The following is a 22,916-nucleotide window of genomic DNA, read 5'->3' as shown; positions in this document are numbered from 1 at the left end:
AGACAGCAAATCGGACAAGGCGAATATGAAGAACCTGTGGAATGACGGCGACGCGGAGAAGCTGGTTGCCGACTATGCAAAAAAAGGCGTCAGCCGCGACCTGGCGCTGCGCGTCTACACGACGCGGCTGCTCGGTGGCGAGCCGCGGCTGGTGCTGCATGGCGGCGGCAACACCTCTTGCAAGACCAAGGCCACCGATCTCGTCGGTGACGAATGGGACGTGCTGTGCGTCAAGGGCAGCGGCTGGGATATGGGCGTCATCGAGCCGCAGGGCCTGCCGGCGGTCAAGCTCAACGCACTGCTCCGCGCACGCTCGCTGAACAAGCTCGCCGATGAGGATATGGTCGCGCTGCAGCGCGTGAACCTGATCGACCCGTCCTCGCCCAACCCTTCGGTCGAGACGCTGCTGCATGCCTTCCTGCCGCACAAATTCGTCGACCACACCCACTCGACGGCCATTCTGGCCATCGTCGACCAGGAGGACAGCGAGCCGCTGGTGAAGACGGTGTTCGGCGCCAGGATGGGTTACGTCCCCTACATCATGCCGGGCTTCGACCTGGCCAAGGTGGCCGCTGACATCTTCGACGCCGACCCGACAGTCGAAGGCCTGATCCTCGACAAGCATGGCATCTTCACCTTCGGCGACGATGCCAAGCAGGCCTACGACCGGATGATCCACTATGTAAATGTCGCAGAGGACTACGTCGCCAAGCACGGCAAGCCGCGCACCGAAAAGGTGGCCTTGCCGTCGAAGCTGGCAACAGCAGCCGATATCGCGTCAACGCTGCGCGGCGCGGTGGCGGTTTCGCGCGGCGAAGGCCGCTTCGACCGCATGATCAGCGATTTCCGCACCTCGGATGCGATCGTCGACTTCATCAACTCGGCAAAGATCGCCGACTATGCCGGACGCGGCGTGTCGACGCCCGACCTGTCGATCCGCATCAAGACCGGACCGATGGCATTGCCGGCGCCCGACGCGGACAAGATCGGCGACTATAAAGCCGTCATCAAGAGCCACGTCGAAGCCTTCGCCAAGGACTATCGCGCCTATTTCGAAACCAATGACGCGCTCGACGATGTGAAGCGCACCATGCTCGACCAGATGCCGCGGCTGACGCTGGTGCCGGGCCTCGGCATGTTCGGCCATGGCCGCACGCTGAAGGATGCGAAGATCGCCTCCGATGTCGGCGAGATGTGGATCGAGGCGGTGCGCGGCGCCGAAGCCGTCGGCAATTTCCACCCGCTGTCGAAGGCCGACCTGTTCCCGCTCGAATACTGGTCGCTGGAACAGGCCAAGCTTGCCTCCAACAAGCCGAAGCCGCTGACCGGCCAGGTGGTGCTGATCACCGGCGGCGCCGGCGCCATCGGCGCTGCGACGGCCAAGCTGTTCGCCGCCAATGGCGCCCATGCGGTCGTCGTCGATCTCGACGCGGCAAAGGCGGCGGAAGCGGCGAAGGCGGCCGGCAACAATTCGATCGGCGTCGGCGCCGACATCACCGACCCCAAGCAGATGCGCGCCGCCTTCGACAAAGCCGTCGCGGTCTATGGCGGCGTCGACATCCTGGTTTCCAATGCCGGTGCGGCCTGGGAAGGCCGGATCGGCGAACTCGACGACGCTCTGCTGCGCAAGAGCTTCGAGCTCAATTTCTTCGCCCACCAGTCGGCGGCGCAGAACGCCGTGCGCGTCATGCTCGAACAGGGCACTGGCGGCGTGCTTTTGTTCAACACCTCCAAACAAGCGGTGAATCCCGGTCCGAAGTTCGGCGCCTATGGCATCCCGAAGGCGGCGACGCTGTTCCTGTCGAGGCAGTACGCGCTCGACTACGGCGCCCATGGCATCCGCTCCAATGCCGTCAACGCCGACCGCATCCGCTCGGGGCTTTTGACCGACGCCATGATCGCCAGCCGCTCGGGCGCGCGCGGTGTCTCGGAAAAGGAATACATGTCCGGCAATCTGCTCGGGCAGGAAGTCACGGCCGAGGACGTGGCGCAAGCCTTCCTGCACCAGGCACTGGCTGATCGAACCACCGCCGATGTGACGACGGTGGACGGCGGCAACATCGCGGCGGCCATGCGCTAGCGGTGAGAAAATATCGGAACGATGAAGAGCGGCCTGCGAGCCGCTCTTCTCATTTACGCTCCAACCAGGGCTGTCTTGGAATGGTCGCCATGGAGCCATCAAAAACTCCGCTTCGGACCGATTGTTTGGTCTTTTAACTCTAGGCCTGGAGACGTTCATGGTTGCGAAAAGACTGCGTATCGCCGTGCTGTTCGGCGGGCGTTCAGCCGAGCACGACGTGTCGGTGCTTTCGGCAACCAACGTGGTGCGAGCGCTGGACCCTGGCCGGTATGACGCGGTGCCGATCTTCATCACCCACGAAGGAATTTGGCTGCTGAGCTCATTCCAGGACGGCACATTGTCGAAGCCGGAGAGCGGGACCGAAGTTTGCCTCGTGCCCGGCGGACAAGGGCGGATAATCGCACTTCCGAACGGCGGCGCTGCCCGTGAGCTGCCTGATATCGATATCCTGTTTCCGGTCTTGCATGGACTGTATGGCGAGGACGGCTCTGTGCAGGGACTGGCCGAAGTCGCCCGAGTACCGCTCGCCGGATGCGGCATCCTCGGTTCGGCTGTGGCGCTCGACAAGGACATCGCCAAGCGGCTGCTGAAAGCGGCTGGTGTGCCGGTCGCACGCTCGGTGACGATCCATGACGGCGACGCCCCTTCCCTCGCCCCTCTCGAAGACGAACTCGGCCTGCCGCTGTTCATCAAACCGGCGCGACAGGGATCGTCCGTCGGCGTCGGAAAGGTCAATGCCAGCCAGGAATTCGAGCGAGCGCTTGCAGAGGCATTCCGGCACGATCGCAAGCTGCTGGCGGAGGAATTCGTCCGTGGCCGCGAGATTGAGTTCAGCGTGCTGGAAGGCCCCGCAGGCGAGCTCTTCGTGTCGCGGCCAGGCGAGATCGTGCCGGCTGAAAGCCACGGCTTCTACAACTACAATGCCAAATACATCGACGAGAATGGCGCCGCGCTGATCGTGCCGGCCGAACTGCCGCCGGAAGTCGAGGCAGCCATGCGCGACATGGCTGCAAAAGCCTTCCGAGCGGTCGGTTGCGACGGCATGGCGCGTGTCGACTTTTTCCTGATGCCGGACATGCAATTCCTGGTCAACGAGATCAACACCATCCCCGGCTTCACCGACATCAGCATGTATTCCAAAGCGATGGCGGCAAGCGGCGTCAGCTATGCGGAGGTGATCGACCGGCTGGTGGCGCATGGGCTGGCGCGTGCGGGGCGATCATGATGAAAGGTCAGCTTTGACTGCTTGCCTGAGTTTTCGTGCTTGCTGCGTTGTGCCTGTTTTTCGGCGAGTGCGCGTTTCATGAGCGCCTTCCCCCACTCCGTCGCCGCTTCGCGGCGCCACCTCTCCCTCCTCCGGAGGGAGAGGATAGCGCCAGCTGGAATAAGGTCGCGCCTTTCCTCTCCCCCGTCGATCGGGGGAGAGGTGTCGAGCGAAGCTCGACGGAGTGGGGGTCGACGGATCCGCTTTCGCTTTTTTGTCAGACCCTTACTTGGCGTTCGGGTTCGGCATCCAGGCTGGCATCGCGACATCGGCATGGGCGAACTGCGGCAGCTTGGCCGACAGGTCTTCCATGTTCTTGATGTCCTTGTCGATCAGGTCCTTCTGGGTGATCAGCGTCGGCGGCACGATGACGTTGTGGCCGGGGTCTTCACCGGCCAGGAGCTGCGCCAGCGCGCGCACCGAGACCTGGCCGACGACGGCCGGGTTGGTGGCGGCGGTGGCCGCCCAGGCGCTGTCGGGCTCGCGCATTGCCGAAATATCCGAGGTCGAGATGTCGGCCGAATAGATCTTGATGTCCTTGTTCAGGCCGGCCTCGTCGACGGCGATCTTCACGCCCTTGGCGAATTCGTCATAGGGCGCGAACATCACCTTGATATCAGGGTGGGCCGACAGCACCGAGCGGGCCTGGTTGGCGACCGAATTGGCGATCGGGTTGTCGAGCGTGCCGAACATCGCGACTTCGTTGATGCCGGCATGCTTCTTCTTGACGTCGACCCAGGTCTCGTTGCGGCGGTCGAGCGGCGCGATGCCGGCGACATAGACATAGCCGGCCTTCCAGCTGTCGCCATTGTCCTTGACCGCCTGTTCGAGCGCGAGGCGCGCGAGGTCGCGGTCTGACTGTTCGACCTGTGGGATCTTCGGGTTTTCGACATTGACGTCGAACGCGACGACCTTGATGCCGGCGTCGACCGCACGCTGCGCGGCGTCCTTCATCGATTCCGTCAGGCCGTGCTGAATGATGATGCCCTGGACGCCGAGCGCGATGGCCTGGTCGACCATGTCGGCCTGCAGGGCCGCATCCTGGCGGCTGTCGAGCACGCGCAGATCGACGCCGAGCGCCTTGGACTGCGCCTCGACGCCCGAGAGATAGGCCTGGAAGAAGTCGCCGGTCGAGAGATAGCGAACCAGCGCGATCTTGACGCCCGGCTTGTCGAACGGCGCCGGCTTGTCCGCGGCCATCGCCGGGACCCGCATCAGCATGGTTGCGCCGGCAAGCCCGAGCGCTGCCTTTCCTAGAAGTCTTCTTGTGATCTTCATTTTGTTTCCTCCACTTGTTTGAACTTGAAAAATACCCCGGTCGAATCCTATCTCCTGCCCCTGCCGGAGAGGGCGAAGGTGAAGACAAGGGCGACGACCAGAACCACGCCCTTGACGAAATCCTGCGTGTAGTAAGGCGCGTTCATCATGGTCAGGCCTTGCAGCAAGATGCCGACGAACAGCGCGCCGACGGCCGTGCCGAAGGCGTTCGGCTTGGCGGCGCCGAGCACCGCGTAGCCGATGAGCGCTGCCGCGACTGCGTCGAGCAGCAGATTGTTGCCCGAAGCGATGTCGCCGCGGCCAAGCCGGGCAGCGAGCAGAATGCCGCCGATCGAAGCAAAGACGCCTGAGATCACATAGGCCCAGATCTTGTAGGCCTTGACCGGCGCGCCGGCGAGTTCGGCCGCCCGTTCGTTGCTGCCGACTGCATACATCATGCGGCCGAAACGGGTGTATTCGAGAAAGAACCAGATCAGCACGGCGAGCACGATCAGCACCACAACCGACACCGGAATGAGGTTCGGGATGAAGAAATCGAAGCGGTGGCGACCGAGCGCCAGGAAGGCGTCGGAGAATTTGCCATTGGCGACCGAGCCGTCGGGCATCGTCATGCCGGTGGCGATCGAGCGTCCCTCGGTCGGGATCCGCTGCAGGCCGACCAGCAGGAACATCATGCCGAGCGTCGCCAAAAGGTCCGGCACGCGCATGTAGACGATCAGCCAGCCATTGATGAGGCCGACGACAGCGCCGATCAGCAGGCAGACGACGACCGCGACAAGGGCGTTCTGTTCCAGCACCACCATGACATAGGCGGCCGCCATCATGGCGGAGGTGGCGACCGAGCCGATCGACAGGTCGAAGCCGCCGACGACCAGAGTGGCGGTGACGCCGAGCGCCAGCACGCCGGTGATGGCCACGGACTGGAAGATGAAGACGGCGCTTTGCGGCGAGACGAAACCATCGGCGGCGATCGCGAAATAGGCGACCAGCCCAAACAGCAGGACGATGAACCCATAGCGGATGGCGTGGTCGCGCAGCGTCATGCAGCGCTCCCGCGCGCCATCTTTGCAGAACTCAAACCCATACGTTCCCTTCCAATTCTCATCGTCAGTTCTTTGCTCATGCCGCGCTGTGCAGCGGCCCGCCGGCGACCTCGGCCAGCAGGCGATCGAGATCGATATCGGCGTTGCGGTGTTCGCCGACGATCGTCTGCTCCGACATCACCAGGATGCGGTCGGCCGTCTCCAGCGCTTCATCGAGTTCGGTGACGAACAGCAGCGTGGCGCGGCCATTGGCGCTGGCCCTGAGCTTGGCGGCGATGTCGCGCCTGGCTGAGATATCGACGCCCTGAAACGGCTCGTCGAGAATGAACAGTTTGGCATTCTGCGCCATCCAGCGGGCAACCATCACCTTTTGCTGGTTGCCACCCGAAAGGGACGCCATGTCGTCCTTCTCGGAACGGCAGACGATGCCGAGTTCCTGGACCTGCCGGCGGGCAATGGTGCGCTCCAGGCGGCGCCTGAGCACACCGAAATGCGACATCCGCTTGTGGAATGGCAGGCTGATGTTTTCCTGAATGTTGAAGCCGCCGACAATGCCGTTTTCGCCGCGATCCTTGGCGACGAGAAACACACCGGCGGCAATCGCTTCGCCCGTCGACGCGGGCGCATAGGGTTTGCCGTCCAGCACCATGGTGCCGGAGAGCGGCTTGCGCACGCCAAACAGCGTCTCCGCGAGCGCCGTCTTGCCGACGCCGACGAGGCCGGTGATGGCAACCACCTCGCCATCGCCGAGCGTCAGCGAGAATGGCCGCGCGTTTTGGGCAATGCGCATCCCCTCGATGGTCAGGACCGCGTTGGCCGAGTGCCTGGCGACGATCTGGTCGAGATGGATCTTGCGGCCGAGCATGGCGTTGATGGCGCCTTCATAGTCGAGCGGTTTCCTGTCGAAGCTGCCGCTGATCAATCCGTCGCGCATCGAGACGATGCGGTCGGCAAGCCGCCTGATGTCCGACATGCGGTGCGAGATGTAGAGGATCGCCACACCTTGCTCGCGCAGCCGGTCGAGCAGCGCGAACAGCCGGTCGGCTTCGGCGCTGGACAGCGAGGAGGTCGGCTCGTCGAGGATCAGCACTTTCGGCTGGTGCGCCATGGCGCGGGCAATCGCCACCATCTGGCGGTCGGCCAGGGACAGATCGCTGATGCGTGCCTTGAGGTCGATGGCCAGGCCCATGCGGTCGGCAACGGCCTTGGCCTCGCGGCGCACGCGGCCGGGATTGAACAGGGTCGGCACACCGCTGCCGGTCAGCCTGTCGAGCGTCAGATTGGTGGCGACGTCGAGATCGGCGACGACGCCGTCATTGATGTTCTGGTGAACGGTGACGACACCGGCGCGGATCGTCTCCGCCGGGGTTTTCGGGGCAAAGTCGTGACCTGCAAGGCGCATCGTGCCGCCGCCGTAGTCATAGACCCCGCTGATGATCTTCACGAGGGTGGATTTGCCGGCGCCGTTGGCGCCCATCAGCACGGTGACCTCACCGGCATGCAATTCGACCGAGACGCCGCCAAGCACCTCGATATGGCCAAAGGATTTCCTCAGGCCGTCCACGCGGAACACGGCATCATTGCCCATTCGTTCCTCCCTGACCATGACGCTATGGGCTCAATCGGCAATTGTCAACACGATTGACAATTGCCAGATGGCTTCCTAGCTTGGCCCGGCCGCCATGGCTTCGCTATGATCGGAGCGCATCAGCGCGAGGGTGAGGAATGACTGGGAAATTGCCGTTCGAAGCACTGTCGGTGGAGACGCTTTCGACGCGCCTCGGCGCCAACGAAGCGTTATGCGCGCGGATCGGCAAGGACACGGCCCACTGGAAGGTTCGCGAGGTCGGCGACGGCAATCTGAACCTCGTTTTCATTGTCGAGGGCGAAAAGGGCGGCGCCATCGTCAAGCAGGCGCTGCCCTATGTCCGCCTGGTCGGCGACAGCTGGCCGCTGCCGCTGAAGCGCTCGTTCTTCGAATACCATGCGCTGACCCGGCAGGAGGCGCGCGCCCCGGATTCGGTGCCGGCGATCTACCATTTCGATGAGGCCCAGGCGCTGATCATCATGGAATATCTGGCGCCGCCGCACATCATTCTGCGGCGTGCGCTGATCGACGGGCGCCGGCTGCCGAACATTGCCAGGGATATCGGCCTGTTCATGGCCCGCACCTTGTTTCGCGGCTCCGATCTCTCAATGCTGGCCAAGGATCGCAAGGCCGATCTGGCGCTGTTCGCCGACAATGTCGAACTCTGCGACATCACCGAAAACCTGGTTTTTTCGGACCCCTATTTCGACGCCAAGATGAACCGGCATACTTCGCCGCAGCTCGACGGCCTCGTCGCCGAACTGCGCGCCGACCGCGACCTCAAGGTCGAGGCGCAGCGCCTGAAGCACCTGTTCGCCGCCAATGCCGAGACACTGCTGCATGGCGATCTGCATTCCGGCTCGATCATGGTCACCGACACAGAAACCAGGATGATCGATCCGGAGTTCGCCTTCTACGGGCCGATGGCCTTCGATGTCGGCATGCTGCTTGCCAATTTCTGGATGTCCTTCTTCTCGCAGCGCGGCCACGAGCAGAAGGAAAAGCGCGATGCCATGCGTGCCTATCTGCTTCAAGTCACGGCAGAAACCTGGGCCGTGTTCCGCGCCGAGTTCTCGCATCTGTGGCGGACGGAGCGCACTGGCATGCTCTATCAGAAGAGCCTGTTCGAGGATCAGGGCGACAGGCTCGGCGCCGAACAGGCACTCGACCATGTGCTGCATCAGGTCTGGACCGACCTACTCGGCTTTGCCGGCATTGAGGTGCACCGGCGCATCCTCGGCCTCGCCCACAATGCCGATTTCGAGACCATTGAAGACGAGGATCTGCGCGCCTCCTGCGAGGCGAAGGCGCTGAAATTCGGCCGTCACATCGCCGTCAACCGGCGCCAGATTTATAGCATCGGCGAGGTCAACCAATTGGCCGCGCTGATCGAACAGGAGAGCGGCATTTGAACGTCGGCGAGCGCCACTATCGCACCATCTGGCTGAGCAACGACGGGCGTTCGGTTGACATCATCGACCAGCGCTGGCTGCCGCATGATTTCCGCATCGAGACAATCGGCAGCGTCGCCGGCATCGCCACCGCCATCCGCGACATGTGGGTGCGCGGCGCGCCGCTGATCGGCGTCACCGCTGCCTACGGCGTTGCCATGCAGATGCAAGACGATCCCTCGGATGCGGCACTCGATGCAGTGTGGGAAACCTTGCACGAAACCCGCCCGACGGCGATCAATCTGCGCTGGGCGCTGGATGAGATGCGGCGCTTCCTGCGGCCGCTGCCACCTGCAGAGCGTGCCGCTGCCGCCTACCGGCGCGCGGCCGAGATTGCCGAGGAGGATGTCGGCCTCAACCGCGCCATCGGCGCCAATGGGCTTGAGATCATCAAGGCGATCGCGGCCCGCAAGCAACCGGGCGAGCCGGTCAACATCCTCACCCATTGCAACGCCGGCTGGCTGGCCACCGTCGACTACGGCACCGCCACCGCGCCGATCTATCTCGCTGTCGAGGCCGGCATTCCCGTGCACGTCTATGTCGACGAAACGCGACCACGCAACCAGGGCGCCCAGCTGACCGCATGGGAGATGGCCGGCCACGGCGTGCCGCACACGCTGATCGTCGACAATGCCGGCGGCCATCTGATGCAGCGCGGCGCGGTCGACATGGTCATCGTCGGCACCGACCGCACGACCGCCGACGGCGATGTCTGCAACAAGATCGGCACCTATCTCAAGGCGCTGGCCGCCGCCGACAATGACGTGCCGTTCTATGTCGCGCTGCCGTCGCCGACCATCGACTGGACGGTGCATGACGGACTGGCCGAAATCCCGATCGAGCAGCGCTCGCCCGACGAGGTGTCGCTGGTCTGGGGCAAGACGGCGGACGGCAAGATCGCCCAGGTGCGCGTGTCGCCGGAAGCGACGCCGGCGGCAAACCCGGCGTTTGATGTGACCCCGGCACGGCTGGTGACGGGTTTGATCACCGAGCGCGGCGTGGCGAAGGCATCGCGCGAAGGGCTGAAGGCGATGTTTCCGGAGCGAGGGTGAGCCAATCGCCAATTGACAACACCGCCCTGCCCTTCCATATCACCACCGTCAATGTTCTCAGGGCGGGGTGAAAGTCCCCACCGGCGGTAAGGGTCTCGGCCCGAGCCCGCGAGCGCTTTCCGCTCAAACGGAAAGGTCAGCAGATCCGGTGTGATTCCGGAGCCGACGGTTAAAGTCCGGATGGAAGAGAACGAAACGGAAGACGGCCCGCTTCTCGCGGGCTCAATCCGTATCGTGCGTCCTGATTCTGGTTCGAAACGGAAGGATGGACCCATGAATCAGCATTCCCGCAAAGACTATGAAACCGTTCGCGTCGCGGTCATTCGCGCGCGCTGGCACGCCGATATCGTCGACCAGTGCGTGCAGTCCTTCGAGGCGGAACTGGCCGTGCTCGGGGAAAGCCGCTTTGCCGTCGATGTCTTCGACGTGCCGGGCGCCTACGAGATTCCGCTGCATGCCAAGACGCTCGCCGGGACCGGCCGCTATGCCGCGATCCTGGGAGTCGCCTTCGTCGTCAATGGCGGCATCTACCGGCACGAGTTCGTCGCCAGCGCCGTCATCGACGGCATGATGAATGTGCAGCTGTCGACCGGTGTGCCGGTGCTTTCGGCGGTGCTGACGCCACTCAACTACCATGATAGCGCCGACCACCACCGCTTCTTCTTCGAGCACTTCACAGTCAAGGGCAGGGAGGCCGCCAATGCCTGCGTGCAGATCCTGGCCGCGCGCGAGCTGATCGCCGCCTAAACCCATCAAAAAGGCCGGATTTCAGCCCTGCAACAAGAATTGCGGCCGCAAAAGCGTCTAACGGTTGCGATTGCGCTGAAATCCGGCCAGAAGCATCGACGGGCTGAACGGCAAGCGGACAGCCCGCAACCATTGGCCAGAAACCAGATACGGGAGACTATTGGGTGGCTCGCATCACATTGAGACAATTGCTCGACCATGCCGCCGAATATGGCTATGGCGTGCCTGCCTTCAACATGAACAATATGGAACAGGGCCTCGCCATCATGGAGGCCGCCGAGGAGACCAAGTCGCCGGTCATCCTGCAGGCGAGCCGTGGCGCCCGCGCCTACGCCAATGACGTGGTGCTGGCCAAGCTGATCGACGCGCTGGTCGAAATCCATCCCGACATTCCGGTCTGCATGCATCTCGACCATGGCAACAACGAAGCCACCTGCGTCACCGCGATCCAATACGGTTTCACCTCGGTGATGATGGACGGGTCACTGAAGGAAGACGGCAAGTCGCCGGCCGACTACGCCTACAATTCCGGCATCACCAAGCGCGTCGTCGACATGGCGCATTGGGGTGGCGTGTCGGTGGAAGGCGAGATCGGCGTGCTCGGCTCGCTCGAGAGCGGCGGCGGCGAGCAGGAAGACGGCCACGGCGTCGAAGGCGCGATCAGCCACGACCAGTTGCTGACCGACCCGGAACAGGCGGTCGAGTTCGTCAAGGACACGCATGTCGACGCGCTGGCTGTCGCCATGGGCACCAGCCACGGCGCCTACAAATTCTCGCGCAAGCCGGACGGTGCGGTGCTGGCGATGAACGTGATCGAGGAAATCCACCGCCGGTTGCCGAACATGCATCTGGTCATGCACGGCTCGTCCTCGGTGCCGGAGGATCTGCAGGAGATCATCAACAAGTATGGCGGCCAGATGAAGCCGACATGGGGCGTGCCGGTGGAGGAAATCCAGCGCGGCATCAAGCATGGCGTGCGCAAGATCAACATCGACACCGACAATCGCATGGCGCTGACCGGCGCGATCCGCAAGGTGCTGACCGAGAACCCCTCGGAGTTCGATCCGCGCAAATATCTGACCCCGGCCATGGCCGCCATGCGCAAGCTGTGCAAGGAGCGCTTCGAGCAATTCGGCACCGCCGGCAACGCACCGAAGATCAAGCCGCTGCCGGTCTCTGAAATGGCCAAGCGCTACAAGTCAGGCAGCCTCGATCCAAAGTTTGGGTGAGGCCGGCTGACTTCGCGAGGTAGCAAAGGGCAGGAGCCGATCGGCCCCTGCCCTTTTTCATGATGGGGTGGAGGTACAGCCTGTCCCCGAACGGACACCTGGCCCAAGGGTGATTTGCCACGCCGCAAGTCAAGAAAAAGGCCGGGCGCGAATACGGCCCGGCCAAAAAGAAGGTCTACAACCTTCAGAGGGGAACACCGTCCAGCGGAATGGGAGGAAACCGCCGAACGATTTTACCTTTTTGCGCTGATTTGCGGGCTTTTGCGACGAATGGAATTCCAAAAACTGTCGGAAAGGCGAAAATTCCTTTTCTATTTCCGCGGATGTCTTCAGGCAGCTGAAATCCCCGCCTCAAGCAGATCGGCATAGTGCCGGCGCGCCACGTCGGGATGGGAACGCAGGCGGCTTTTCAGCACGTTGGTTCCGACATTGCGAAACAGCGGATTGTCGGGATCGCTCGCCGGCCCGCGCGCTTCACCCGCCAGTTCCTCGGGCAGGTTGAGCAGCGGGATCGTCGCGTCGAGCCGGGCGCTGAAAAAGAAGGGAACGGAAATCCGCTCGACGCCAGCCGGCGGCGTCACCACCCGGTGGACCGTCGCCTTGAGATAGCCGTTCGACGCCAGTTCGAGCAGTTCGCCAATGTTGACCACCAGCGTGTCGGGAAGCGGGTCGACATTGACCCAGCTGCCATCATACTCGACCTGCAGGCCCTTGTTCTCGTCCTGCAACAAAAGCGTCAGGAAGCCGCCATCCTTGTGCGCGCCGACGCCCTGGTCGTCGCCGGTCGCGTCGCGGCCGGGATAGCGTACGATCTTCATGCGGTGATTGGGCTCATCTTCATAGATCGGGTCGAAGGCGTCCTCGGCCTGGTCGAGCGACAGAGCGAAGGCTTTCAGCAGGCGGATCGCCACCGCGGTCGCCTTGGACTGCCATGCCAGCAGCGCCGGTTTCAGGTCCGGCAGTGAAGCAGGCCATTGGTTCGGCCCTTGCAGCCGCGTCCAGGCGGGAACATCAGGCCCTTGCGCAATGGCCTGGCGCTCGACGCCGATGTCGAGCTGTTCCCGCCAGTCGGCCTTGCCTTTGGTCAGTTCGCCGCCAGCGCGCGTATAACCGCGAAATTGCGAGGATTTGACCATTTCGATGGCCAGCTTGTCGGCTTCCGGCAAGGCAAAGAATTGCCGCGAGGCATCGAGCACTTCGGTGGTATCAGAAGCCGATATGCCATGGCCGCTGAGATAGAAGAAGCCGACATCGCGGGCCGCTGTACGCAGGTCGAACAGAAAGGTTCGCCGCTCGGACACGCCCTGTTCGAAACGGCTGAGATCGAGCACGGGTACGATCCTGGGCATGGTCAAGCTCCTTCCTGTCGTTCCGTGCCTACGGTGGCACGCAGGCCATTGCGATCAAAGCAACGCACGATCCAATCTCCAGGCGAATGGCAGAACGTCAGCACCGCGTTTTGCCGCCTGCAGGCAAATAACGTTCGAACGGTCATCGCTCATGCCCGATGGTCCAGCCTGGCGACCAGCCGGTCGCCGGCCCACTGGATGCCGCAGACCAGGATGATCAGGACGATGACCACTGCGACCATGACGCTGGTCTCAAACCGCTGATAGCCATAGCGGATGGCAAGGTCGCCCAGCCCGCCGGCGCCGATGGCGCCGGCCATGGCGGAAGCGCCGATCAGCGTCACCAGCGTCACCGTGAAGCCGGCGACGATGCCGGGCAGCGCTTCCGGAACCAGAACCTCGCGGATGATCGTCCAGCGGTTGCCGCCCATGGCGCGGGCCGCCTCGATCAGCCCGTGATCAACCTCGCGCAATGACACTTCAGCGATGCGGGCATAGTAGGGCGTGGCGGCGATCGACAGCGGCACGATGGCGGCCCAGGTGCCGATCGAGGTGCCGACGATCAGCCGCGTCACCGGGATCAGCGCCACCAAAAGGATGATGAAGGGGACCGAGCGGAAGCCGTTAATGATGGCGCCAAGCGCGCGGTTGACCCACAGGCTTTCGGCGATGCCGCCGCGGTCGCTGGCGACCAGCGCCAGTCCAAGCGGCAGACCGAAAACCAGCGAGATGAGGCCGGAGGCGGCGGTCATCAGGATGGTTTCCCAGATCGAACGCAGCAGAAGCTCAAACAGAATTGGCGACATGGCCAAGCACCTCCACCCGCGCATCACGGGCTTTCAAGAACGCGATCACTTTACCCAGATGACTTACGTCGCTGCCCGGCACCGCGACGAACAGCGTGCCGACAGGCTGCTGCTGGATATGGTCGACGCCGCCATGGACGAGGCGGAACGGGCCAGGCACGGCAGCGCTGAGGTCCGACAGCAGCGGGCGGCTTGCCGCTTCGCCGGCGACGTCGATGCGCAGGATTGTTTCCGCGCCGGCCGCCGGCGCAAGTCGCGCCGCCAGTTCGGCCGGCAGCTGCGGCCGGATGGCGCCGAGCAGGCTGCTCGTAATCTCGGAGCGGGGGTTGGCAAAGACCGACCACACCGGTCCCTCTTCGACGATCCGCCCGGCGTCGATCACCGCGACACGGTCGGCGATCGAGCGGATCACCTCCATCTCGTGGGTGATCAGCAGGATGGTCAGGCCGAGTTGCCGGTTGATGTCTTTGAGCAAGGCAAGGATGGAGCGCGTCGTCTCCGGGTCGAGCGCCGAGGTGGCTTCGTCCGATAGCAGCAGCGCCGGCCGCGCCGCGAGCGCCCGGGCGATGCCGACGCGCTGCTTCTGGCCACCCGACAGCGACGACGGATAGGCTTTTGCTTTCTCCGACAGGCCGACGAGGTCGAGGAGCTCGGCCGCGCGGGCCAGACGTTCCGCCTTGGGGCGGCCTTCGATCTTCAGCGGCAGCGCGACGTTCTCCCCGACGGTCTTTGCCGACAGCAGGTTGAAGTGCTGGAAGATCATGCCGATGCGCCGCCGCAGCGGTTGCAGCTCACGCTCGCCAAGCCGACTGATCTCGCGGCCCTCGATGAAAACCTGCCCGGAATCCGGCCGCTCGAGACCATTCAGGCAGCGGATCAGCGTCGATTTGCCGGCGCCGCTGCGACCGATGATGCCGAGGATCTCGCCCTTCTTCACCGTCAGCGAAACGCCGTCGAGCGCCGGCGTGGCGCCGAAACGGCGCTTCAGCTCGGTGAGGCGCACGACCTCTTCCAACACCGGAGGATAGTCCCTCGCCGCCAGTTCGGGCGATGCTTTGATATGCTGGTTCATCGAGGTTCCTGTTGCGGCCTTCCGCAAATGCGACGGCGGTCCGCTCAACAGCGGACCGCCTGCTCCTGCCAACCAGGCGCCGATCAATAGGCGCTGATCCCGGTGCCCTTGTAGACCTTGTCGAACTCGGCCTTCACCGCCTCGTTCTGGTAGGACGCGACCAGCGTCTTCACCCAGGCCTCATTCTCGTTGCCTGATTTGACGGCGATGAAATTGCGGTAGGGATTGTCGGCCACCGGCTCCTGGGCGATGCGGTTTTCCGGGCCAAGGCCGCTCTTCAACGCCCAGTCGGTGTTGACCACGGCGGCGTCGAGATCCTCCACCGAGCGGCCGACAATGCCGGCGTCGAGCTCCTTGATGACCACCTTCTTCGGATTTTCGGCAATGTCGGCGGTCGTCGCCAGGTTGCCGGTGCCGTCCTTCAGCTTGATCACGCCTTCATTCTGCAGCACGCGCAGGGCCCGGCCCTCATTGGACGGGTCGTTCGGCAGGCCGATGACGGCGCCCTCGGGCAGATCGGCGACCGCTTTGTACTTCTTGGAATAAAGGCCGATCGGCCAGACGCCGGTGTAACCCACCGGAACGATGTGGTAGCCTTGCGTCTTGATCTGATTGTCGAGATACGGCTTGTGCTGGAAGGCGTTGGCGTCGATCTCGCCGCGCTCGAGCGCCTCATTGGGCTGGGTGTAGTCGTTGAACACCACGGTCTCGATGGTCAGGCCCTTTTCGGCGGCCTGGGCGACGACGACGCGCCAGACATCCTCATCCTCGCCGCTGATGATGCCGACCTTGATCGCCTTCTTGTCCTCGGCAAAGGACGGCGTCGGCGCCGTCAGGCCGACAAGCGTGACGGCCGAGGCAAGAAGTGCCGCAAGGGCAACACGCCGGCTGATTGCTGATGAAAGAAGAGCTATGGAAGCGTTTCCGCGTTCGGACATTGTCGATCCCTCGTAATCCTGAAGTCATATCGGCGAGGCGGAATGCCAAGCCTTGATGACATCATCGACAATGCTCTGCTGCGGATCAAAGAACCGCGTTTCTTCTCAAACGCCGAGCCGGGAATATTCTCTCAAAGATTGCGCACTTGCGAGAACGGCCTCGGCCTGAGAGCCTGTTTCGAAATTCGCTCCGGCGAGTCATGTGGTGGTGTTTTCGAGAACCGTAGCGCAGCGGACATTGGTCCGTGAGCAACGGAAGCGCAGAAGACGCCATCAGATGGCCGCCGGAGTAGAATTTCCAAACAGGCTCTGACCGATCAGAACGTCTCGACCCATGGCCGAAGTTCGACCTCGAAACTCCAGGCGCTGCGATGCTGGCGGTGCGTGGCGAGATACGTCTCAGCGATCGCATCGGGCGACAGCTGGCTCTCCGGCCGCTCGGGCTTCTTGCCAACCGGCTCGATCTGGCCGTCGATGATGAAATGCGCGACATGGATGTTTTTCGGAAAGAGTTCGCGGGCCATGGACTGGGCCAGACCGCGCAGGCCGAATTTCGGCATGGCAAAGCCGGCCGAGCCCGGAAAGCCCTTGATGCTGGCGGAGGCGCCGGTGAACAGGATCGAGCCGGAACCGCGTGCAAGCAGCCGCCGCGCCGCCTGCTGGCCGACCAGGAAGCCACCATAGGCGCCAACCAGCAAGGCCTGCTTGACCGCATCGGCATCGACCTCGGCGATCGGGCCGCGCGTGCGGCCGCTGGCGTTGAACACCGCAAGCGCCAGCGGGCCTTGCTTGTCGGCGGCCTCGAACAGGCTTGCGACTGAGGCCGGATCGGCGACGTCGGTTTCAATGGCCAGCGCGCCGGTCTCCTCGACCAGCGCTGCGAGCTTGGCGGTGTTGCGGGCGGCGAGCACCACGCGAAAGCCTTCCCTGGTGAGAAGGCGCGCCAGCGAAGCACTCAAGCCTGCGCCCGCGCCGGCGATAACTGCAACTTCGGATGCCATGTCGGTTCTCCCTTGTTGATATGTTCGTCCCATAGCTGGCGTCTTGAGCGGCAAGAGACAAGAACGGCGTTGCTCGATTTTCGCCGTTCGGTGAAAAACGCTGCCGTCATATGCGACAACTCTGTCAGGGATGCAGAGCAGGCGCCACGGACAGGTGGTCGATGTCAGCGCCGCCCCTCATTGCCCTGCCGGGCATTTCTCCCCGTATAAGTGACAGGGAGAAAGGGGCCGGCCGCAACCTGGGCGCTATTCCCGCAACGTTTGCGATTAGCGAAATCGCCGATGACAGCCCCCTCGCCCCGTTTACGGGGAGAGGATGCCGGCAGGCAGGTGAGGGGCAGCGCCGACGCTGGAAAATTCTGATGCGCTGGCTTCGATCAATAAAGGCAAAAGACTTGCCTGCCCAACCGATCCGTCCGACACGTTGTTCAACGACGATTCGAGAAAGCGACCATGGAACCAATCTGGGCCGTCGGCCTGATGACCGGCACCGTGCTGGACGGCAATATCGACGTCGCGCTGATCAAGACCGACGGCGAGCGGATCGCCGATTTCGGCACCTACACGCTGGCGCCCTACCCCGTAGCGATCCGCACCTTGCTGGAAGAGACGCTGCGCCAGGCAAGGACCTGGAACTTCGATGGGCCGGAGCCGGCGATCTTTGGCGAAGCCGAAGAGGCGCTGACGCGCGCCCAGTCCGTGGCGGTGAAGAACTTGGTCGAGAGCTACGGCCTGACGATGGCCGATATCGGCGTGGTCGGCTTCCACGGCCAGACGGTGCTGCATCGTGCTCCGCAACCCGGCCGGCTCGGCGACACAAGGCAGCTCGGCGATGGCGAACTGATGCGTGCCATACTGGGCACCAAGGTGGCCTACGACTTCCGCTCGGCCGATGTGCGGGCCGGCGGGCAAGGCGCGCCGCTCGCCGCCGCCTATCACACCGCGCTGTTGCGCGAGGCCGATGCCAGCGGCGACACGGCTGTGCTCAATCTCGGCGGTGTCGGCAACATCACCTGGTGGGACGGCAAGGACACTATCGTTGCCTTCGACACCGGACCAGCCAACGCGCCGCTCAACGACTTCATCAAGTCGAAGGGTCTTGGCGACATGGATCGCGACGGCGCGCTTGGACGCGCCGGGACCGTGGACGAGGCCCGACTGTCCCGGCTGCTGCAGCACCCCTATCTGACCAAGCCCTACCCGAAATCGCTCGACCGTTTCGATTTCGGCGCCGCGATGGCGGATGGTCTGAACGCCGAAAATGGCGCAGCAACGCTGACGGCCTTCACGGTCTCCGCCGTCGGCAAGGCGCTCGACCTGTTGCCGCATCGACCCAGGAGATTGGTGGTTAGCGGTGGCGGCCGCCACAACCCGACGATGATGGCCATGCTGGCCAGCCGCGCCGGCGTCGAAGTGGTCCAGGCCGAGGCGCTCGGCTGGAAGGGTGACGCGGTCGAGGCAGAGTGTTTCGCTTTCCTGGCGGTGCGCGTGCTGCGCGGCCTGCCGATCAGTTTTCCAAGCACGACCGGCGTGCCGCAGCCGATGCGCGGCGGACGGCTCGCCGGTTAATCAGCCAGCTTTTTCTGCAGGAAGATACGGCTGCGTCCGACGGGGAAATCGGGGAGCGTGCCGAAAGGCCGATAGCCCTGGCGCTCATAGGCCTTGGCCGCCTTCGGATTGAAGGTGTCGATCCAGGCATTTTGGCAGCCGCGCGCAATGGCTTCCTTCTCGGCCGCCTGCAGCATCCGGCCGGCCATATGCTGGCCGCGGAGCCGTTCGTCGACCCAGAGCCATTGCACATAGAGCCAACCCCAGGCGGTGTATCCCGAGATGCCGGCGACAACTGCGCCGCGCTCATCGCGCACGAACACGGCCAGCGTTTTTCGCCCGGAGACGCCGACATCGCTGTCGTTGAAGGCCGCCAGCCGCTCGCCGAGAAAAGCGAGATCCTGTGGCAAGGGATCGGCGGTGGTTTCAAGCGTCGTTTTCGTCAAATGCGTTGCATTCCTGGATAGGCACTTGTAGTTTTGTTTCTTCATCCTAAACGGTTATTTTGTAAAGATAAAATGGATTTGGCCAACTCTCTCGACCTGTCGCGTCCATCCCGGACGGCGTCCCGAATTCTGGAGGTGGTGGACTCGCATACTTGCGGCCAGCCGACGCGGGTCGTCATCGCCGGCGCCGATCTGGCGCCGGGGCTCGATCCCAACGAAGCGCGCGAACTGTTGCGGCGCGAACGCGACTGGGTGCGGCGTGTCTCGGTGCTCGAGCCCCGAGGCCATCGCTCGATGTTTTCAGTAGCTCTTATCGCGCCGGCACATCCCGGCGATGACTACGGCCTCGTCTACATGGACGCCGCGACCTATCCGGACATGTGCGGTCACGCGACGATCGGAGCCGCGACGACGCTGATCGAGCTTGGCCTGGTTGGGCCGACGATGCCGGGATATTCCGGCGCCTTCGAATTCAGGTTGCGCACGCCGGCCGGCCTGGTCGAACTGCGGGCCACATTGAAGAACGGGCGCTGCGAGGCGGTGGCCTTCCGGCTCGGCTTTGCGTTTTATCTGGGCTCATTGGAGCTGCGGCTGGATGACCGTCGGACCGTGCCGGTCCATATCGCCCATGGTGGCCAATGGTACGCCTTCATTGATGTGGCGGCCGCCGGTCTTCATGTCGAAGCGAATGCGATTGACGCGCTGATCGTCGCCGCGCAAGACATCCGGACCAGGATCGCAGCACAATTGACGACGGTCGACCCGCGCAGCGGCAAGCCTCCTGTGGTCGGTAACATCGTGTGGACCGACACGCCGCGTGACCCGCAGGCAGCAGGCTTCAATGTTCCGGTTTCGGCGGCGGGATCGTTCGATCGCTCACCATGCGGAACCGCGACCTGCGCGCGCATGGCGACACTCGTGGCGCTGGGGCAACTTGAGATCGGCCAATCCTTCATCAACGAGGGATTGATGGGCACCCTGTATCACGGCATGCCGGTCAGTGCCGGCGTCCAGGACGGCATTGGCGGCATCGTTCCGCAAGTCGAGGGAAGCGCCTGGATCACCGCTCATTCGCGGCTGCTCGTCGATGAGCGCGATCCGCTCGGCTACGGCTATCTGGTCGGTGGCGGTGCAGCGGTGCTGTAGACGGCAAGGCATCCACGCCGGAACGTGACTGCTTTCGCCTGGAAACCCCGGATCTTTCGATCCGGGGTTCTTCGTGTCTGCAACGCAGCGCTTATTTGCTCAGCTTCGCCTGCAAGGCGTTGACGTCATCCGTGGTCATTTCACCGTCGGTGGTCACCTTGCCGTCGACGATCTTCCAGAGGCGGAACGGACCGGTGATGTCGCCGTATTTGTCGAAAGCGACCGGGCCGATGACGCCTTCGTAACGGATCGGCTTGCCGTCCTTGATCAGGCCGAGTGCCTTGGCGAACTCCTCCTTGCCGGCAAAGATCGGCGTGCCGGCCGGATCGACCGCCTTGTACATGGCGTCCTTGATCTTGGCCGGATCCTCGGAGCCGGCAATGGCGATGGCCAGCCCGACGATGGCGCCGGCATCATAGGAACGGTCGGCGGCCGGGTTCGACGGTTCGATGCCGGAGAACTCCTTGTAGTTCTTCATGAAATAGTCGGTGGAGGCCGTCGGGCTGGTGCCCGAGGAGGTGCCATAGGCATCCTTCAGATAATCGGCGCCGACGGATTCGATGAAGTCAGGGCTGTTCATGCCGTCATTGAGCAGGAACTTCTGCACGCCGCCTTGCGAAATCCAGGCGCGGGCGATGGTGGCACCATCGACCGGCGTGCTGACGAGATAGAGCCCGTCCGGTTCGCCGGCCATCGCCGCCGTAACTTCGGAGGCGTAGCTCGACTGTTTTTCATTGTAAGGCGTGTCGGAGATGATGACACCGCCGAGCGCTTTGTAGGCACGCGAGAATTCAGCCGCCATGTTGACGCCGAAGTCGTTGTTGACGTGGATGATCGACAGCTTCTTGAAGCCCTTGTCGATGGCATATTTGCCGGCGGCAACGCCCTGCAGCGCATCCGAGGTGATGGTGCGAAAGAAGATGCCGTTGGTCTTGCCGTCGCGGCCGAGCGTCGTCAGCGTCGGCGAGGACGAAGCCGGCGAGACCTGCACGATCTTGGCCGGACCGGTGACCGAGGTCAGGACCGGGATCGACACCGAAGAGATGATGCCGCCGATGATGACCGGCACCTTCTTGACCTGCACCAGCTGGGTCGCGGCATCGACCGCGATATTGCCCTGGCTCTGGCTGTCGCGGGTGTCGGTGGCGAGATCGCAGCCACGTACTCCGCCGGCGGCATTGATGTCGCGGAACGCCATTTCGACCGACTTGGCGCCGGCCTGGCCGTATTCGCCGGCCGGGCCGGTCAGTTCCATGACCAGGCCGACGGTGATCTTGCAATCGGCGGCGTGCGCAGCACCGGCTGCGGTCAGCAAAGCGAGCGCGGTGGTGATTTGAAGTATCGTCTTTGTCATTGTTGTTCCCCTTTCGTTACTCGAGTCTAATTTCGTCTCTCAAGCCTGTTCAGCTTTCCGGCACCTGCAGCCAGGTTTCATGCAGATGTCGCCATTCGACGCCGTTCGGCGCCGATGAACTGGTGGTGAAAACAGCACTCGACTGGCGGCGGCTGTGCTTGCCGCCACGCAGCTGCGCTTCGACGTAGAGGACGACGATCGTGTCCGTCGTCTGCCAGCCGGGCCGGATGTCCTCGATCTCGATGGCAAAGCCGTCGTCGCAAGTAGCCCGGCTGTCCCGGACATGGCCGACGACGGCCTCGCGATCGAGGATATGACCGCTCGGCGCGACCATGGTGAGGCCCTCACCCATGACGGCTTCGAAACGGCTGAAATCCACCGCGCCAGCGCGGGCCTCGACGAACCAGTCGACGAAGAAACGATGCAGGTCGACAATTTCGGCGCTGGCGCGTGAAAAGAGGGAGGTGCTCATATCCGGCCTGCATTCAGATTGTAGTGCATGATCGAACCGTGGCGACCGTGGCGGTCGCGCTCCAGCGTGTATACGTCGCCCAAGGGGCCACCGCTTTGCGCGATGACGGCAGCGATCCGCGCCCGGTCGTCGGCGTCGAGCGCGACGTCCATGATTTTCGCATTGGCGAGCGCATGCGCCTGATTGCGGGCACCAACGATGACGGCAGCCACTTGCGGCTGCTCCAATACCCAGGCGCTGGCGATGGTGGCGATATCGACGCCGTGGCGGTCGCCGACGGTCTTCAATTCCCCGAGCAACTGCTGGAACAGCTCCCAGCCGCCGAAATCGTCGATGATCAGTTTGTATTTGATCAGCGACCGGTTCTCGAGCGGCGTCTTCGGCTCGGCAGCGCGCAGCCATTTGTCGCTCAGGAAGCCGCCGGCAACGGAGCCGTAGCAGAGAAAGCTGATGCCGTTCTGGCTGGCGAGCGCGGCAAGGCTATTGGCCGGCCGCTGGTCGAGCACCGAATACTGCAGCTGCTGGCTGACCAGCGGCACACCGGTCTTGAGGATTTCGGCCAGTCGTGGCGTGTCGAAATTGGTGGTGCCGACATTGCGCACCTTGCCTTCGAGGCGCAGTTCGTTCAGCCAGCCTATCGCATCGACGTAGCCGGGCAGCGCGTAATCCCACCAGTGGAATTGCACGAGGTCGAGCCGCTCGGTCTTCAGCCGCCGCAGCGACTGGTCAACGATGCCTCTGATATAGTCGCGGCTGATGCTGGCAAGCCTTTCGAGATCGGGCACAAGCTTGGTGTGCACCTTCATCCTGGCGGCGGCATCGAGACCGCGTTCATTGGCCAGCCGCAGGCGCGCCGCCCCGATCAGCTCCTCGACGCCGGTGTAGATGTCGGCGCAATCATAGGTCCAGATGCCGGCGTCAAAAGTGGCGATCAGATCGGTCACCGCCTGTTCGCGGTCGATGGCGCCATGCCCGCCGGCCAGTTGCCAGCCGCCGCGAATGACGCGCGAGATCGTGTAGCCGGGGCCGAGTTCGAAGGTCTTGGCAGTCAT

General features: G+C 63.5%; 21 protein-coding genes and 1 riboswitch. Of the genes, 9 read left to right on the top strand and 12 right to left on the bottom strand.

Annotated elements, in window-relative coordinates; genetic code table 11:
• Window positions 1-25: 25 nt before the first annotated feature.
• Together AC1DX6_RS18075 and AC1DX6_RS18070 are read left to right on the top strand one after the other, a co-directional pair.
• A complete protein-coding gene (locus AC1DX6_RS18075) occupies window positions 26-2,080 on the top strand; it encodes a bifunctional aldolase/short-chain dehydrogenase (RefSeq protein ID WP_477315697.1) in 2,055 nt (684 codons plus the stop codon).
• A gap of 157 nt (window positions 2,081-2,237) precedes the next feature.
• Window positions 2,238-3,305, top strand: coding sequence for a D-alanine--D-alanine ligase family protein (locus AC1DX6_RS18070; RefSeq protein ID WP_477315695.1), 1,068 nt, complete (start codon window positions 2,238-2,240; stop codon window positions 3,303-3,305).
• A 264-nt stretch (window positions 3,306-3,569) separates the two neighbouring features.
• Here the strand turns inward: AC1DX6_RS18070 and AC1DX6_RS18065 are convergent, their stop codons facing one another.
• The 3 genes from AC1DX6_RS18065 to AC1DX6_RS18055 all read right to left on the bottom strand — a co-directional run bounded on the left by AC1DX6_RS18065 (window position 3,570) and on the right by AC1DX6_RS18055 (window position 7,253).
• The gene (locus AC1DX6_RS18065) at window positions 3,570-4,622 is read right to left on the bottom strand and encodes a substrate-binding domain-containing protein (protein WP_477315693.1); all 1,053 of its coding nucleotides are present in this window, start codon (window positions 4,620-4,622) and stop codon (window positions 3,570-3,572) included.
• 47 nt (window positions 4,623-4,669) lie between these two features.
• Window positions 4,670-5,665, bottom strand: a complete 996-nt coding sequence (locus tag AC1DX6_RS18060) for an ABC transporter permease (RefSeq protein ID WP_477315691.1) — start codon at window positions 5,663-5,665, stop codon at window positions 4,670-4,672.
• 76 nt (window positions 5,666-5,741) lie between these two features.
• Window positions 5,742-7,253, bottom strand: coding sequence for a sugar ABC transporter ATP-binding protein (locus AC1DX6_RS18055; protein WP_477315689.1), 1,512 nt, complete (start codon window positions 7,251-7,253; stop codon window positions 5,742-5,744).
• Between the two features lie 137 nt (window positions 7,254-7,390).
• Here AC1DX6_RS18055 and mtnK point away from each other — a divergent pair, with 137 nt between their 5' ends.
• The 4 genes from mtnK to fba all read left to right on the top strand — a co-directional run bounded on the left by mtnK (window position 7,391) and on the right by fba (window position 11,732).
• Window positions 7,391-8,665, top strand: coding sequence for an S-methyl-5-thioribose kinase (gene mtnK, locus AC1DX6_RS18050; protein WP_477315687.1), 1,275 nt, complete (start codon window positions 7,391-7,393; stop codon window positions 8,663-8,665).
• A complete protein-coding gene (gene mtnA / locus AC1DX6_RS18045; RefSeq protein WP_477315685.1) occupies window positions 8,662-9,756 on the top strand; it encodes an S-methyl-5-thioribose-1-phosphate isomerase in 1,095 nt (364 codons plus the stop codon). The genes mtnK and mtnA overlap by 4 nt, the downstream gene beginning before the upstream one ends.
• A gap of 49 nt (window positions 9,757-9,805) precedes the next feature.
• Window positions 9,806-9,952, top strand: a riboswitch (FMN riboswitch).
• Window positions 9,953-10,029: 77 nt separating this feature from the next.
• Entirely contained in the window at window positions 10,030-10,503 is a 474-nt protein-coding gene (locus AC1DX6_RS18040) for a 6,7-dimethyl-8-ribityllumazine synthase (RefSeq protein ID WP_477315683.1), read from the top strand.
• Between the two features lie 164 nt (window positions 10,504-10,667).
• The gene (gene fba / locus AC1DX6_RS18035) at window positions 10,668-11,732 is read left to right on the top strand and encodes a class II fructose-bisphosphate aldolase (RefSeq protein ID WP_010914722.1); all 1,065 of its coding nucleotides are present in this window, start codon (window positions 10,668-10,670) and stop codon (window positions 11,730-11,732) included.
• Window positions 11,733-12,061: 329 nt separating this feature from the next.
• Here fba and AC1DX6_RS18030 read toward each other — a convergent pair whose 3' ends face one another.
• The 4 genes from AC1DX6_RS18030 to AC1DX6_RS18015 form a co-directional block, all read right to left on the bottom strand.
• Window positions 12,062-13,081: an isopenicillin N synthase family dioxygenase gene (locus AC1DX6_RS18030; protein WP_477315681.1), complete on the bottom strand. Its 1,020-nt coding sequence runs from the start codon at window positions 13,079-13,081 to the stop codon at window positions 12,062-12,064.
• Between the two features lie 149 nt (window positions 13,082-13,230).
• Window positions 13,231-13,887: a methionine ABC transporter permease gene (locus AC1DX6_RS18025; protein WP_477315679.1), complete on the bottom strand. Its 657-nt coding sequence runs from the start codon at window positions 13,885-13,887 to the stop codon at window positions 13,231-13,233.
• Window positions 13,868-14,959, bottom strand: a complete 1,092-nt coding sequence (locus tag AC1DX6_RS18020) for a methionine ABC transporter ATP-binding protein (RefSeq protein WP_477315677.1) — start codon at window positions 14,957-14,959, stop codon at window positions 13,868-13,870. The genes AC1DX6_RS18025 and AC1DX6_RS18020 overlap by 20 nt, the downstream gene beginning before the upstream one ends.
• Window positions 14,960-15,042: 83 nt before the next feature.
• Window positions 15,043-15,897: a MetQ/NlpA family lipoprotein gene (locus AC1DX6_RS18015; protein ID WP_477315675.1), complete on the bottom strand. Its 855-nt coding sequence runs from the start codon at window positions 15,895-15,897 to the stop codon at window positions 15,043-15,045.
• Window positions 15,898-15,939: 42 nt separating this feature from the next.
• Between AC1DX6_RS18015 and AC1DX6_RS18010 the strand changes: the two genes are divergently transcribed.
• Window positions 15,940-16,146 (top strand): hypothetical protein, encoded by a 207-nt coding sequence (locus AC1DX6_RS18010; RefSeq protein WP_477315673.1) that lies wholly within the window; start codon window positions 15,940-15,942, stop codon window positions 16,144-16,146.
• A 68-nt stretch (window positions 16,147-16,214) separates the two neighbouring features.
• On the opposite strand, the gene AC1DX6_RS18005 is transcribed toward AC1DX6_RS18010, so the two are convergent.
• Window positions 16,215-16,898, bottom strand: coding sequence for an SDR family NAD(P)-dependent oxidoreductase (locus AC1DX6_RS18005; protein ID WP_477315671.1), 684 nt, complete (start codon window positions 16,896-16,898; stop codon window positions 16,215-16,217).
• Between the two features lie 453 nt (window positions 16,899-17,351).
• On the opposite strand from AC1DX6_RS18005, the gene AC1DX6_RS18000 reads away from it, so the two are divergent.
• Window positions 17,352-18,467, top strand: a complete 1,116-nt coding sequence (locus AC1DX6_RS18000) for an anhydro-N-acetylmuramic acid kinase (protein WP_477315669.1) — start codon at window positions 17,352-17,354, stop codon at window positions 18,465-18,467.
• Here the strand turns inward: AC1DX6_RS18000 and AC1DX6_RS17995 are convergent.
• Entirely contained in the window at window positions 18,464-18,892 is a 429-nt protein-coding gene (locus AC1DX6_RS17995) for a GNAT family N-acetyltransferase (protein ID WP_477315667.1), read from the bottom strand. The two genes, AC1DX6_RS18000 and AC1DX6_RS17995, sit on opposite strands and share 4 nt — an antisense overlap.
• 72 nt (window positions 18,893-18,964) lie before the next feature.
• Here AC1DX6_RS17995 and AC1DX6_RS17990 point away from each other — a divergent pair, with 72 nt between their 5' ends.
• Complete coding sequence (locus AC1DX6_RS17990; RefSeq protein WP_477315665.1) at window positions 18,965-20,038, top strand: proline racemase family protein; 1,074 nt, start codon at window positions 18,965-18,967, stop codon at window positions 20,036-20,038.
• Window positions 20,039-20,129: 91 nt separating this feature from the next.
• Here AC1DX6_RS17990 and AC1DX6_RS17985 read toward each other — a convergent pair whose 3' ends face one another.
• Genes AC1DX6_RS17985 through AC1DX6_RS17975 form a run of 3 tightly spaced genes read right to left on the bottom strand, consistent with a single transcriptional unit; the run spans window position 20,130 to window position 22,916 of the window.
• Entirely contained in the window at window positions 20,130-21,392 is a 1,263-nt protein-coding gene (locus AC1DX6_RS17985; RefSeq protein ID WP_477315663.1) for an ABC transporter substrate-binding protein, read from the bottom strand.
• Window positions 21,393-21,441: 49 nt separating this feature from the next.
• Window positions 21,442-21,864: a hypothetical protein gene (locus AC1DX6_RS17980; protein ID WP_477315661.1), complete on the bottom strand. Its 423-nt coding sequence runs from the start codon at window positions 21,862-21,864 to the stop codon at window positions 21,442-21,444.
• On the bottom strand, window positions 21,861-22,916 hold the full coding sequence (locus AC1DX6_RS17975) for an aldo/keto reductase (RefSeq protein WP_477315659.1): 1,056 nt from the start codon (window positions 22,914-22,916) through the stop codon (window positions 21,861-21,863). The genes AC1DX6_RS17980 and AC1DX6_RS17975 overlap by 4 nt, the downstream gene beginning before the upstream one ends.

Source organism: Mesorhizobium sp. P2_C4 (assembly GCF_056404575.1).
This window is presented reverse-complemented; position numbering and strand designations above follow the sequence as displayed.

What these genes read in the sequence shown, in the direction of transcription:
- AC1DX6_RS18075 (WP_477315697.1), top strand. Translation starts at nt 26, where the DNA reads ATGAAGAACCTGTGGAATGACGGCGACGCGGAGAAGCTGGTTGCCGAC.
- AC1DX6_RS18070 (WP_477315695.1), top strand. Translation starts at nt 2,238, where the DNA reads ATGGTTGCGAAAAGACTGCGTATCGCCGTGCTGTTCGGCGGGCGTTCA.
- AC1DX6_RS18065 (WP_477315693.1), bottom strand. Translation starts at nt 4,622, where the DNA reads ATGAAGATCACAAGAAGACTTCTAGGAAAGGCAGCGCTCGGGCTTGCC.
- AC1DX6_RS18060 (WP_477315691.1), bottom strand. Translation starts at nt 5,665, where the DNA reads ATGACGCTGCGCGACCACGCCATCCGCTATGGGTTCATCGTCCTGCTG.
- AC1DX6_RS18055 (WP_477315689.1), bottom strand. Translation starts at nt 7,253, where the DNA reads ATGGGCAATGATGCCGTGTTCCGCGTGGACGGCCTGAGGAAATCCTTT.
- mtnK (WP_477315687.1), top strand. Translation starts at nt 7,391, where the DNA reads ATGACTGGGAAATTGCCGTTCGAAGCACTGTCGGTGGAGACGCTTTCG.
- AC1DX6_RS18040 (WP_477315683.1), top strand. Translation starts at nt 10,030, where the DNA reads ATGAATCAGCATTCCCGCAAAGACTATGAAACCGTTCGCGTCGCGGTC.
- AC1DX6_RS18030 (WP_477315681.1), bottom strand. Translation starts at nt 13,081, where the DNA reads ATGCCCAGGATCGTACCCGTGCTCGATCTCAGCCGTTTCGAACAGGGC.
- AC1DX6_RS18025 (WP_477315679.1), bottom strand. Translation starts at nt 13,887, where the DNA reads ATGTCGCCAATTCTGTTTGAGCTTCTGCTGCGTTCGATCTGGGAAACC.
- AC1DX6_RS18020 (WP_477315677.1), bottom strand. Translation starts at nt 14,959, where the DNA reads ATGAACCAGCATATCAAAGCATCGCCCGAACTGGCGGCGAGGGACTAT.
- AC1DX6_RS18015 (WP_477315675.1), bottom strand. Translation starts at nt 15,897, where the DNA reads ATGTCCGAACGCGGAAACGCTTCCATAGCTCTTCTTTCATCAGCAATC.
- AC1DX6_RS18010 (WP_477315673.1), top strand. Translation starts at nt 15,940, where the DNA reads ATGCCAAGCCTTGATGACATCATCGACAATGCTCTGCTGCGGATCAAA.
- AC1DX6_RS18005 (WP_477315671.1), bottom strand. Translation starts at nt 16,898, where the DNA reads ATGGCATCCGAAGTTGCAGTTATCGCCGGCGCGGGCGCAGGCTTGAGT.
- AC1DX6_RS18000 (WP_477315669.1), top strand. Translation starts at nt 17,352, where the DNA reads ATGGAACCAATCTGGGCCGTCGGCCTGATGACCGGCACCGTGCTGGAC.
- AC1DX6_RS17990 (WP_477315665.1), top strand. Translation starts at nt 18,965, where the DNA reads ATGGATTTGGCCAACTCTCTCGACCTGTCGCGTCCATCCCGGACGGCG.
- AC1DX6_RS17985 (WP_477315663.1), bottom strand. Translation starts at nt 21,392, where the DNA reads ATGACAAAGACGATACTTCAAATCACCACCGCGCTCGCTTTGCTGACC.
- AC1DX6_RS17980 (WP_477315661.1), bottom strand. Translation starts at nt 21,864, where the DNA reads ATGAGCACCTCCCTCTTTTCACGCGCCAGCGCCGAAATTGTCGACCTG.
- AC1DX6_RS17975 (WP_477315659.1), bottom strand. Translation starts at nt 22,916, where the DNA reads ATGACTGCCAAGACCTTCGAACTCGGCCCCGGCTACACGATCTCGCGC.